This is a genomic window from Clostridium sp. LIBA-8553 (assembly GCF_057782465.1).
This window is the reverse complement of the sequence record NZ_CM173489.1, coordinates 1,233,109-1,245,365: the sequence shown is the minus strand read 5'-3', so window position 1 is coordinate 1,245,365 and position 12,257 is coordinate 1,233,109. Positions and strand designations below refer to the sequence as shown.

Below are 12,257 nucleotides of genomic sequence, written 5' to 3'. Positions count from 1 at the left end.
TACTGATAATATTTCAAATGATTAAGCTATATCTAACATATACTTTCCTGTTATTCCACTCTTGATTTGTTTTGTTATATCAGATAATCTGCTAGCTTTGTTGACCAAATAAATAGTAATACAGTTTATAAACTCATTTGGTAAATTATCTGTTTGCATATTAATACAGTTTTTAAATGGTACTTTTATAGTTACAGTGTCTTGATGTTGAACTTGATTAATTCGTTCTCCAAGTTGTAACAACGGATTGCACCAATAACAATTCAACTTACTATTATCAACTAAAAATAGAAATGTCGTTTCATTTTGTTGATTCCAGTAATTTATTGTAGATACTTTTATTTGAATATTATAGCATTCTACTGAAGAATGTATATCTAATTCATCAGTTCCTTTACACTGAATATTAAAGAACTGCTCCTTCGGGATTGTATTTTCAATTACTTGTGCTCTCATATCTATTCCTAAATCAATTGATTCATCATGCGTATTGACAATAGCAAATCTTTGCAAAATACTCTTCAATATATCTGCTGCAACATTTCCAGTTAGCTTATTTACTCCATAGGCAGGTAACTTTTTCATAATATTATTTCCTCCATATAATTACATATCTTTTTCTTAATTATACTATTTTTCTCAAACAAAAAAACAGCCTTAATCTAGTAAATTTAATAGTTATTTACTATCTAATTTTTTATTTTTAATTATGACTTTATCTATACTTACCATAATAAAAATAACTCTCACTTTCCATATTAGGTTGATTATGACTAATTGGAGTTCTTTTTTCAAATAATTCAAAACCGCATTTTTCAGCAAGTTTATATTATGCCACATTAGCACAATCAATAGTTAAAATAATATGCTTTATCTTTGATACCTTAAAACACCAATCTCTGACCAATCCGGCATAAACCTTAAGAATTATTAATATATAAAAATGAGCCAAAACTTGTTTTAAGTTTTGGCTCATAACTGTATATTATCTCATATATTCAATTTATACTTTAACAATACTCTTAAAGCTTTTATTAGATATAATTGCACTAACAAGGAAAATGCCTATTGATACTAATACACTTATAACAAAGGTTAGATTTAAGTTTTCTGATAAGAATTTTCCTAAAGCTTGTATTGCAAAGAAACTATGAAGAAGCCCTATTGATAGTGGAAGTATATAAAACAATGAAACTTCCTTTCTGATTGCTCTTCCTAAGTCCTTCTTTGACACTCCTATATTTTTTAGGATTTTATATTTCTCTTTATCATCATTTGCATCACTATATATCTTAATGTAAATTATGCTAGCCTCTGCAAGTATAAATACTAAAAATAGAAATGCTCCAATTGCATAGACAAGCTTTAACCATGCTACATTTTCAGTCTTATATATACCTATCTGAAAATTGATATCATCTCTTAAATAAGGTTTTAATCCTTCTCTTAATTTATTTAATATATCTTTATCTAGTAATTCTTTGTCATCTTTTACTTTAATGCCATAAAAATTTATCATTTCACCACTATTTTTCAGCTTTTCATATTGGCTATTGTTAACAACCACTGCAGGATAGTTAATTAATGATCCTAAAACCTTAAATCTTATATCACTTTCACTTATTTCAAAAGTTTTATCACCAACAGTAACGTTATTTTTCTTAACTAAACTTAATAATGTTCCTGGACGCTGAATATATATTACCTTATCTCCTTGCACCATTTCTTCATTAACCTTTTCTAAGTCTTTTTCATATCCATTACTCTTTAATATACTGGTGAATTTATCATAAGGTAATACTATATACTTTTGTTCCCCATTTTGAATATTATCTTTAACCATTAATACATCAGTGTTTAAGTCAAAATTCTTTTCTCCTAAAACATTTGTAATTTCTTCTGATATTTTTTCATGATTTATTGCATTTGAAGAAGAAAAAGACATTGAAAACAATTGATCATTTTCTTCACTCATTGAATAAAGCTTTCTCATGGATACTGATGTACCTAGGACAGTAATTGTACATGCTGTTAAAATAACTATAGTAGCATAAGTGGTGTAATTCTTCCTTATTCTATAAGCTAAATTATTAATAGTTATTATATTTTCCCCTTTATATAATATATTTTTATTGTTAATTAAAGAATTAAGAACTATTGGAATAGCAGCATAAAACAATCCATAAGTACCTATACAAACTAAAACTAATGTTTTTACTGCATTCATTTGAGAACTACGGATCAAGTAATATCCATATGCAATCAATCCTATGGATACAATAGCAATAATGTAAGTAAACACAGTTATTTTAGGCATTTTTTCTGTCTTTTTGCTATCATTTAAAAGATCAATTACCTTACTACTTGCAATATTAATGAAACCCTTAATGCTCATTAACAAAAATATAGCTATGAATATAAAAAATGTATTTACTATTGAATTGACTGTAACTGCAAACTTAACGTCTACATTAAAATTTGCAACTGCAAAAACTATCATTTGAAAAAACTTAGAAAATAATACCCCAGCCCCTATTCCAATTACACATGAAGATAGTCCAATTAGCATCATTTCTGTAAAATATATTTTACCGATAGTCCTTAAGTCAACTCCCATAAATGTAAATAGACCTATTTCCTTTTTTCTATTTCTTAAAAATACATTTGATGTGTACCATATAAAGAAAAACATAAAAATTCCTAAAACTAAACTTATCATTCTTAATATCATTTTTGTATAGGAAGCATTAAATTCACCTAAAATATTTAATGCCTCTCCATCTATAAGTATTATAAAATTATTTAAAATAATTACTGAAAATATCATTGATATAAAAAACATACTGTATGTCTTTATATTATTTTTAAAGTTATTAAAGGCAATGGAAAATATACTCATTATTTAGCACCTCCTAAAGTTGCTAATAAATCAATTATCTTTCCATAAAACTCTTTTCTATCCTGCCCTCTATTTAATTGGCACTTAAATTCACCATCACTTAACATATAAACCTTTTTAGAATAACTTGCACAAAAGGCATCATGTGTAACCATTATTATAGTAGCTTTATTTTCTTCATTAACTTTCTTTAAGCATTCTAGTAAATCAATAGAAGATTTCGAATCTAAAGCTCCTGTTGGTTCATCAGCAAATATAACCCTTGGCTCTGTGATTAAGGCTCTAGCTGCAGCTCCTCTTTGCTTTTGTCCTCCTGACAATTCATAAGGATATTTCTTAAGGTGCTCTTTTAGCCCAAAAACCTCTGCCATTTTAATAACTTTTTCTTCGATTTCCTTAGTTTTCTTTCTTCCTAATGCTAATGGGAGAGCTATGTTATCCATTAATGTCATGTTATCTAAAAGACTGTAATCTTGAAATATAAAGCCTATTTTTTCTTTTCTAATATTAGATAACTCTTTATTTCTTACCTTTGTAACATCTATTCCATCTAAAAGTATTTCTCCTTTAGTAGGTTTGTCCAATGTAGATAATAAATTTAGGAGTGTAGTTTTACCTGCTCCAGATGGTCCCATTATAGATAAAAACTCACCTTCTTCAACAGATAGAGATATATTATTTAAAACCCTAGTCTTAAAGCCCTTTATGCCATAATCCTTTGATAAGTTGCTTAATTTTAATATTTCGCTCATTCTTTTTCCTCCAAAATCAAATTTCTTATTTAGCTGAACTATTAATCAGCTTATAAGTTAATTTTAGTGGTTTTTTAATAATTAATCCTTCACTTAACCTTACATTTAGACTTTCAATGTTACATTTTTGTAATAGTAGTATAATCAGATATTTTATTAAACCTTATTTTAAATAGAGTATATTCATCCTTTACAGAGTTAACCTCAATAGAACTCCCTAACTTTTCTAAAATCTTTTTGCTAAAATAAAGTCCCATTCCAGTTGATTTATATGTAGTATTTCTGCCATTAGTACCTGTAAAGCCTTTATTAAATACTCTTTCTAAATCCTCCGCTGCTATTCCAACTCCATTATCTTTTATGTTTAAGCTTATATATTTCTCTGTTTCTTCTCCATAAAATTCAATTATTCCATTTTCCTTTGAATATTTTATTGAATTATTAATGAGCTGATCTAAAACATATAAAATCCACTTTTTATCACTGTAAATGTAGTAATCAAGATTGTGCAATTTTATTTCTATATTATTTTTTATTAACATAAAGGCATTATTTTTTATTGCTTGCCTTACTATATCTTGCAATTTTTCTTCTGAAATAAATATATCCTCTGCAGCTGCTGTTGCTCTACTTCCATACATTACTGAATTAACTAGAAAGTTAATTTTTTCAATTTCATTTTTAATATCAATACCAGCCTCTTCATCCTCCACACGCTCTAAAATCATAGATGTAGTGCTTATAGGAAGCTTTATTTCATGAACCCACTTAGAGATATATTCTTCCATGTCTTTAATTTGTTGCTCTTTGCTTTCTATTAAATCTAAATACTTTTTTTCTTTTTTATTGATGATATAAGTAATTATTTCTTCTTCTAAAGATTCTCCCTGAACATCATTTATATTAATATCATTGTCATCTTCCATAATTTCATATAAAGTGCTGAATCTTTCTTTCCAGCTTTTATATTTAATAATAAAACTAATCCCATAAAAGATTATCAATATTATATCTAAATAATATATTTCTCCCTTGTTGCCTTTTAATAAGTTTGATGTAAAGAAATAAATATTAATGGTCAGTAATATGCTGCAATTAAATAAAATAGTTTTTATATTTTCTTTAATAAATCTTTTTAAATTCATTGTATTAAATACCCTATTCCTTTTTTAGTTTTAATCACATCATATAATCCTAATTCCTTTATCTTAGCCCTAAGCCTTGTAATATTTACAGTTAATGTGTTGTCACTAACAAACTCGTCATCATTCCATAAGCTCATCATAAGCTTTTCTCTTGATACTACCTTCCCCTTATTTTTTATAAGTGCTGATAGTATTTTAATTTCATTTTTAGTTAGTTCTATTTCTTTGTCCTTATATCTAAAAATACATCTTTCAACATCTAAAACTGCATCATTATAATAGATTAAAGAATCTGAATTAGTGTAATCATAGCTTCTACGAAGTAATGCATTAATTTTTGATATTAATACTTCTACTGAAAATGGTTTGGTAATATAATCATCTCCACCATTATTCATTCCCATAATAATATCCATATTTGAATCTCTTGATGATAAGAATATTATAGGCACTTTTGAAATCTCTCTTATCTTTTCACACCAATAAAATCCATCATAAAAGGGTAAATTCACATCCATTAATATAAGACTTGGTTTTTTCTCTACAAATTCCTTTACTATATTATCAAAGTTATCTATTAACTCCACTTTAAAAGCCCATTTTCTTAAGGATAAAGCTAACTCTCTTCCAACATCTAAGTCATCTTCAACCAACAATATTTTCTTCAAACATCTCACCTCTTAGTCATTATCTCATTAAAATATTATCATAATTTTGCCATTTAATACATTTTATATAGAACTATGTAAACAAATATTTCAATTTCTTCATGTGTACCTAGGTCATTCCTTTCAATATATTTATCTAAGTTATTGTTAAAAGGCAGTAATTCATTAACTATGTTTGTTTTTTTAATAAGTTATAAAGCTTTAAGATTGTTGAAAGAGAAACAAAAGTTTAATATAATATTCTTAATGAATCAAGGGATGGGAGGATAAACCATGAACAAAGAGGAGCAGGTCATAAGTGGTTTTAGAGACTTATTTAACAAGATGGCTTGGCTTAATAAGTCTAAGATGGAAGACCGTCTTAAAGGTTATAAGCCTTCTGAAGTGCATTGCATTGAATATATTGCAAAAAATGTAGATTGTAACGTAACAAAACTGGCAGACTCCTTTTATATGACTAGGGGTGCTATAAGTAAATTAACTAAAAAGCTTATTGAAAAAGGTCTTATTGAGAGCTATCAAAAGCAGGATAACAAAAAGGAAATCTACTTTAGGCTTACTGAAGAAGGAAAAGCAATTAACAAAATTCATGATGATCTTCATAATGAGTTTCAAGAGCGTGATAAAGCCGTATTTGAAGATGTAACTGAGGAACATTTTAATGATATGATTAGCTTCGTAGAAAAATATCGAAGTCATTTAGATAAAGAAATAAAAAAGGTTGGTTTAGATGTTAAACCTGAATAAATTTATGCAATAAACATGAGCAGTCCAAAGATCTATTTAGAATGGACTGCATTTTTTATTCTCATTATTTTGTTGACAAGGAAACAAAACTGTTTTATGATTATTGTTGACAAGGAAACAATATTAACTTTTGAAAGGAGAATTTAAATGTTTAAATCTAAATCATATAATGAAGAAAAGATTGGAGAAACAGTAGATAAAAAGGCTTTAATCTTTGGTCTTACGTCTGTTTTTCTTTGTGGAATGGGATTTAGTATTATAGCCCCTGTTGTTCCATTTTTAGTAGAGCCTTATGTAAACAATGCTAGTGAACAAGCCTTCTTTGTTACTCTACTAACCTCTATTTATGCAGTTTGTGTATTTTTTGTAGCTCCTGGACTTGGAGCTTTAAGTGATAGATATGGACGTCGTCCTTTACTTTTAATATGTCTTTTAGGTTCCTCAATTGGATACTTAATCTTTGGTATAGGTGGCTCTCTATGGATGCTATTTATTGGACGCATAATAGATGGGGTAACAGGTGGAAATATAAGTACCATCTTTGCATATTTTGCAGATATCACTCCTAAGGAACAGAGAACTAAATACTTTGGGTGGATAAGCGCAATTGCAGGTATAGGAGCAGCTATTGGCCCTACTCTAGGCGGTTTACTAGCAAAGTTTGGCTATGCTGTACCAATGTATTTTGGAGCAATAATAACTTTATTAAATTTTGTTTATGGAATGTTATATATGCCTGAAAGTCTTCATGAAAGTAATAGACTTAAGAAAATCACCCTTGTAAGACTTAATCCATTTACCCAACTTTTGAGCGTGCTTTCCATGAAAACTTTAAAAAGATTGCTTATTTCAGCCTTCTTAATTTGGATACCTAATGGCTCTTTACAGTCAATCTTTTCACTATTTACAATGGATACTTTTAATTGGTCCCCTACATTAATAGGACTTATGTTCTCTATTATGGGAATCCAAGATATTATTTCACAAGGTTTAATAATGCCTAAACTCTTAATGAAACTTAGTGATACAAAGATAGCAATTCTAGGAATGGCCTCTGAAATCATAGGCTATGCTCTTATTGCAGCATCAGCTATTTTCACCTTCTATCCATTTTTCATAGTTGGAATGTTTGTATTTGGTTTTGGTGATTCAATCTTTGGACCTTCATTTAATGGGATGCTTTCTAAATCTGGAGATTCCAGTGAACAAGGAAGGATTCAAGGAGGTAGCCAAGCTCTTCAATCTTTAGCAAGAATAATCGGTCCAATTATTGGAGGACAAGTCTATGTATCACTTGGTCATTCTGCTCCTGCTTTTATGGGTGTTATTCTTATAGGATTAGCAATACCTGTTTTATTTAAATCTACTAAGAAAAGTTCTCAACTTATATAAAAACTGCTAGACTAAACGTACATAAGCTATTTATATCAATTTAAAGATTGATATTCATGTACAAGATATTTATACTTAAAGATTGGTAACATGTATAAGCCATTATACACATATACAAGTTAATAAATATGTAAAAGCTATTCATACTCATATAAAAATTAATAGGTATGAGTAAGTTATTTATACCTTTTTAAAGATTAATATACGAGTACAAGCTATTTTAGCATTTATCACTGAAATTATACACCATAAGTTATGTATAATAAAAAGGTATGACTAATAAACAATTGTATATTATGGCGAATAACAGATTATTTATATTTTATACTAAATTTTAAAAATTGTATGAGGTGATTATAGTGGAAAATTCTTGTAAACACAAACCTAAAAATCTATTTGCACGACATTTTGTTTGTAAACATTGTGGAAAGAGGATTGTCAGTAAGAACAAAATACCCATTGCTATAGCATGTATTGCTTCAGTTATCATAAATTTATTAATAAGATATTATTTTTTTGAGGACCCTAATTTAATTATTACTGCTTTTACATTTCTAATCATAACTATTTTTTGCTTGATTTTAGGTTGGATATGCTTGCTTTTTGTAGGATTTAAAGAAAAATTAAATTCGTAGTATTAAACTATTACGAACTATAATAAAAGTGGACAAGTTAATTTAACTTCTCCACTTTTATTATACCCATATATCAACATTGGTTTAAAACAGAGACTTAAATATAATTCCTTTGTAACTCCTTTTTAACAACTGATTTCCTTTTGAAGTGCAAATCCTTAAATTCATATTGTAAATCATAACTACTTTCACATATGAAATTAAAACACAAATTCACTAAAATAATAAAAACATAAATCCAACAAAACAAGAGAACGTGATCTTACGTTCCTCTACTCTTATTGCATATTGCTTACAATTTACGCATCACTGTTTTTATATCACTTTATATAATCATTCAATATCACTTCTAGTTTTTTAATAACATCATTATTATTATTTACAATCTCATATCCACCCGAAAATCTTTCATCACTAGAGGCATTTGTTTGAATTAGCATAACTTTATTATCGATTATTACTACCTCTAAGTAAGCATCATCAGCCCCAACAAATCTAAGATTAAAAAAGTTTTGATCATTATATTTTATTCCCTCATATTCCTTAAGTTTTATATCTTTTAGTACATCCATAACTTTATTTATGGTATCTCCTTCTATAGTTGTATATATCCCAGTTTCTGCAGTGCCTTCTATTATACCCATAACTTCTATACTAGAGAACTGTGTATCTTTATATTTTTCATCTAATATTACCTTTTTGAATGTACCCAAATTTCTCCCTGCTCCATTATTCTTATAATACATCCCAATGGAAATAGATAATATTACTGCTAAGCAAATAACTATAACCCCTAATACTATTTTATTATTTATTTTCATTGTGCCTTTAGTGATATGTTACATATAAATGCAAAACTACCACTAAAGTTATCCCCCCTTTTAAATTTCTAATTTAGCATACCTTTTAACCAATATACATTATTTATTCATTATATTAATCTATTTAATAATTAATTCTAAGGCTTTGTTTTAAAATAATGTGGAAATAAGTATAACTTAAAGGGATGTTCGATGGACATCCCTTTAAATCGTAATATATTAAAATTATTCATCTTTTTTATTTTTATGTCGGTTACTAATTGCAATAGCCAGTGCTATTGCAATACAAAAAACCAAAGTGAAAACTTGCCACGAAGACCATCCCCCGAATCCCATAAACTTTCCTCCCCACATAATGATTTTCCTCATATTATAATACGATTGTTCATCAATCATTATATTTAATATATACCAAAACAAGTAAAATTAAAATAAATTTTACTATTTACACATATATTGGATTTATAATCTTAAAGTTCTTTATTAAAGATATAGAATGCGCTGTGAATTAGCATGAATAAAGAATTTCTTAGGCTTATTTCTTTCCATTTCTGTTTTAAATAATTGGCTCCATTTATACCAGAATAAGTAGCTAGTTGGATATTTTGTCATGATTACAAAAAGGGCAACACTTCCCCTTATTAAATCTACTTTCAGCAATTTCTTCATTTACAGAGTTAGTAATTCCATTTGAAATCAATACATTCTTCAAAAACTCAAATAACTTACCTTGCTCATATGTATTTAATTGTGAAACTTGTTGAATAACATTATTAACTCTTGGCATAAAAAAACCTCCTAAATAATAGTTATATATATAATAACCATATTTATAGAGGTTAATTAAATTTCAACAGTTTATTAAAACAAAGCCTTATTATTAAGTATAATTTTTTATGGAAGAATAATTTTAAACTATTACTTCTTCTTATCCTTTTTATCTTTATCAAAAAAACCCATAAAGAATAAGGTAGCCCATATAGCTGTTAATACAGCTAATAATTTACTCATCGATTTCACCTCTTATATCTTTTATATCTTTATACCTTTTATACCTTTGGTACTAATTTAATTTATTTGCAATTATAAAACATTATAATCACCTTAAAATCATATAGAATTTCTACTTTTAAATAGGTTTGTCCTAACATTCTACTATGGGAAATATCAAAGATATTTCAAAACCCTCTTTATATTCTTCTGAAACTTCTATTTTAAAGTTCAAACTATTAGCCACCTGATTCGCTAAATAAAGGCCCATTCCAGTTGATTTTTTTCTTTCCTGTCCAGTGTCACCTGTAAAGCCTTTATCAAATAAAAAAGGTAGGTCATAATAATTAGCTCCAATCCCATTATCTCTAATTATTAGTTTTATATTCCCATGATTTTTATTAACCTTGGTAGAGAGTGTTATGAAAGATTGTCCTTTTTCTTTATCAGTATATTTTATTGAATTACTTAATATCTGTCTTAAAACAAAGGATAATCCCTTTTTATCAGAAACTGCCTTGCTATCTCCTACTTCATTGTTAATAACAATTTTTTCTTCTTCTATTAAGTTTTTATATTCATCTAAAACATCATTACAAATTTCCTTAAGAGATATTTCACTAAATATATAGTCTAAATGATCTGCCTTAACCCTTGAGTAATACAGCATTCTCTCAATATCCTCTTGCATTTTACTTCTTGAATATTCTAGCCTTTGGTATATTGGAAGAGAAAGTTCTTCCTTCCTATTATCAAGGACAAAGGTCATTAAAGATAATGGAGTTTTTATCTCATGAGCCCATGTTTCTATGTATTCTTCATACTCTTTTAAGTTTAAGTCCTGATTTTTAATCTTTTCTTCTTTTTCTCTAAGCCTTGAACCTATTAACTTAATAACCTCTTTTTCCTCACCATAGAAAAATTCAAGACAAGCTTCCTCTTCACTTAAATCTGGATTTTCTATAAACTCCATGATTCTTTCTACTTGTCTTTTCTCTTTATTGTAAAGAAGAAATCCAATTAAGCCATATATTAAAATAGAGCCAATTATCATAGTTGGGAAAATATAAATAAAACTCTCAGGATTAATTAGCCAAATAAATATTCCAAACATACTATTTAAAATAATAGTGACAATAAACCAAACTCTGTATTTTAGTAATATATTAATCAAATTTCTAATCATCATTTTCCCTCAAACTCTCTTAATTTAACTTTACTTTAAATTCTGTTTTAAAACAGTATTGATTTCTAGATATAGATGAAAGACCATCTTAATAAGCATTAGAGTTTCATTGTATATGGAAGAATAATAGCGTTAAGAGAATTTTTCTGTTTGAGCCTTAGCGAGTTTAAAATCCTTAGCTATTATTCTGTAATATACAATAGAAACTCTTTGCGAAATTAAGTTAGGTCTGAAGATATAGCTAGAAATCAATATTAACTTAAAACAGAGCATTCAATTTATAGCCCTTACCTCTAATGGTCATGATTTCATAATTCATATTTAAACTCTTAATAGTCTTTTTTAATCTTGTCATATTAACTTGCAGGGCATTTTCATCAATGTATTCCTTAGTTCCCCATATCTTTTCAAATAGCATGTCTTTTGTAACAATATCCTTTGGATTAGATAAAAGAAGCTCCATTATCTTTCCTTGATTATCACTTAGGACAATTGATTTTTCATTAAAATACATTGTATATGTCTGCAAATCAAGTTTTACTCCCCTTATCTCAATAAAATAATTTCTATCTTCATTTCTACGAAGTAAATTAGAAATTCTAGCTAGTAATCTATCCTTATTACATGGTTTTGTAAGATACTCATCAGCACCTAACCCTAATGCATGAAGCTCGTCCTTTAACTGATCTCTGCTAGTTAAAATTAATATAGGGATTGTACTATTCATCTTAATTTCTTTGCATATCTCAAAACCAGTTATTCCTGGTAAATTAAGATCCAGTACTACAAGTTCAGGAGATTCTTTAAGTATTTTCTCTGCTACATTTGAAAAATCACTAATACAGGAAGCCTCATATCCTGCCTTTTGCAAAATATAAACAAGCTCTTCCCTCATAAATAATTCATCTTCAACTACAACTATTCTCTTCATCTTAATCTCCTTCCTCACTTTCAATTTATTGCTGTACTTTATAATCTCAACATCTATCTACATATCAAACCTAAATCAATTTTCCCAAAAG

The 12,257-nt window shown here is 27.7% G+C and carries 10 protein-coding genes and 1 pseudogene; 2 read left to right on the top strand and 9 right to left on the bottom strand.

Annotated elements, in window-relative coordinates:
- Window positions 1–21 precede the first annotated feature (21 nt).
- From AC2JAQ_RS05405 to AC2JAQ_RS05385, 5 genes are all read right to left on the bottom strand, one after another.
- Window positions 22–585, bottom strand: a complete 564-nt coding sequence (locus AC2JAQ_RS05405; RefSeq protein WP_488458279.1) for a DUF4365 domain-containing protein — start codon at window positions 583–585, stop codon at window positions 22–24.
- Window positions 586–1,003: 418 nt separating this feature from the next.
- Window positions 1,004–2,899, bottom strand: a complete 1,896-nt coding sequence (locus AC2JAQ_RS05400) for an FtsX-like permease family protein (protein WP_488458278.1) — start codon at window positions 2,897–2,899, stop codon at window positions 1,004–1,006.
- Window positions 2,899–3,651, bottom strand: coding sequence for an ABC transporter ATP-binding protein (locus AC2JAQ_RS05395; protein ID WP_488458277.1), 753 nt, complete (start codon window positions 3,649–3,651; stop codon window positions 2,899–2,901). Before AC2JAQ_RS05395 ends, AC2JAQ_RS05400 begins: the two co-directional genes overlap by 1 nt.
- A 119-nt stretch (window positions 3,652–3,770) precedes the next feature.
- Window positions 3,771–4,796, bottom strand: a complete 1,026-nt coding sequence (locus tag AC2JAQ_RS05390) for a sensor histidine kinase (RefSeq protein ID WP_488458276.1) — start codon at window positions 4,794–4,796, stop codon at window positions 3,771–3,773.
- Window positions 4,793–5,464 (bottom strand): response regulator transcription factor, encoded by a 672-nt coding sequence (locus AC2JAQ_RS05385; RefSeq protein ID WP_488458275.1) that lies wholly within the window; start codon window positions 5,462–5,464, stop codon window positions 4,793–4,795. The genes AC2JAQ_RS05390 and AC2JAQ_RS05385 overlap by 4 nt, the downstream gene beginning before the upstream one ends.
- 273 nt (window positions 5,465–5,737) lie before the next feature.
- Here AC2JAQ_RS05385 and AC2JAQ_RS05380 point away from each other — a divergent pair, with 273 nt between their 5' ends.
- Both AC2JAQ_RS05380 and AC2JAQ_RS05375 read left to right on the top strand, forming a co-directional pair.
- Window positions 5,738–6,211 carry a MarR family transcriptional regulator gene (locus tag AC2JAQ_RS05380; protein ID WP_488458274.1) on the top strand — a complete coding sequence of 158 codons (474 nt, stop codon included), beginning with the start codon at window positions 5,738–5,740 and terminating at the stop codon, window positions 6,209–6,211.
- A 147-nt stretch (window positions 6,212–6,358) separates the two neighbouring features.
- Complete coding sequence (locus AC2JAQ_RS05375) at window positions 6,359–7,603, top strand: MFS transporter (RefSeq protein WP_488458273.1); 1,245 nt, start codon at window positions 6,359–6,361, stop codon at window positions 7,601–7,603.
- Window positions 7,604–8,558: 955 nt separating this feature from the next.
- Here AC2JAQ_RS05375 and AC2JAQ_RS05370 read toward each other — a convergent pair.
- From AC2JAQ_RS05370 to AC2JAQ_RS05355, 4 genes and pseudogenes are all read right to left on the bottom strand, one after another.
- Window positions 8,559–9,059: a hypothetical protein gene (locus AC2JAQ_RS05370; protein ID WP_488458272.1), complete on the bottom strand. Its 501-nt coding sequence runs from the start codon at window positions 9,057–9,059 to the stop codon at window positions 8,559–8,561.
- A gap of 542 nt (window positions 9,060–9,601) precedes the next feature.
- A pseudogene (locus tag AC2JAQ_RS05365) lies at window positions 9,602–9,846 on the bottom strand (IS1595 family transposase); the annotation flags it as partial.
- Window positions 9,847–10,203: 357 nt separating this feature from the next.
- The gene (locus tag AC2JAQ_RS05360; protein ID WP_488458271.1) at window positions 10,204–11,238 is read right to left on the bottom strand and encodes a sensor histidine kinase; all 1,035 of its coding nucleotides are present in this window, start codon (window positions 11,236–11,238) and stop codon (window positions 10,204–10,206) included.
- A gap of 256 nt (window positions 11,239–11,494) precedes the next feature.
- Window positions 11,495–12,166 carry a response regulator transcription factor gene (locus AC2JAQ_RS05355; protein ID WP_488458270.1) on the bottom strand — a complete coding sequence of 224 codons (672 nt, stop codon included), beginning with the start codon at window positions 12,164–12,166 and terminating at the stop codon, window positions 11,495–11,497.
- Between the last annotated feature and the right edge of the window lie 91 nt (window positions 12,167–12,257).

Coding starts and splice junctions, on each gene's coding strand:
- AC2JAQ_RS05355 (WP_488458270.1), bottom strand. CDS start 12,166: ATGAAGAGAATAGTTGTAGTTGAAGATGAATTATTTATGAGGGAAGAG.
- AC2JAQ_RS05390 (WP_488458276.1), bottom strand. CDS start 4,796: ATGAATTTAAAAAGATTTATTAAAGAAAATATAAAAACTATTTTATTT.
- AC2JAQ_RS05375 (WP_488458273.1), top strand. CDS start 6,359: ATGTTTAAATCTAAATCATATAATGAAGAAAAGATTGGAGAAACAGTA.
- AC2JAQ_RS05395 (WP_488458277.1), bottom strand. CDS start 3,651: ATGAGCGAAATATTAAAATTAAGCAACTTATCAAAGGATTATGGCATA.
- AC2JAQ_RS05380 (WP_488458274.1), top strand. CDS start 5,738: ATGAACAAAGAGGAGCAGGTCATAAGTGGTTTTAGAGACTTATTTAAC.
- AC2JAQ_RS05400 (WP_488458278.1), bottom strand. CDS start 2,899: ATGAGTATATTTTCCATTGCCTTTAATAACTTTAAAAATAATATAAAG.
- AC2JAQ_RS05405 (WP_488458279.1), bottom strand. CDS start 585: ATGAAAAAGTTACCTGCCTATGGAGTAAATAAGCTAACTGGAAATGTT.
- AC2JAQ_RS05370 (WP_488458272.1), bottom strand. CDS start 9,059: ATGAAAATAAATAATAAAATAGTATTAGGGGTTATAGTTATTTGCTTA.
- AC2JAQ_RS05360 (WP_488458271.1), bottom strand. CDS start 11,238: ATGATGATTAGAAATTTGATTAATATATTACTAAAATACAGAGTTTGG.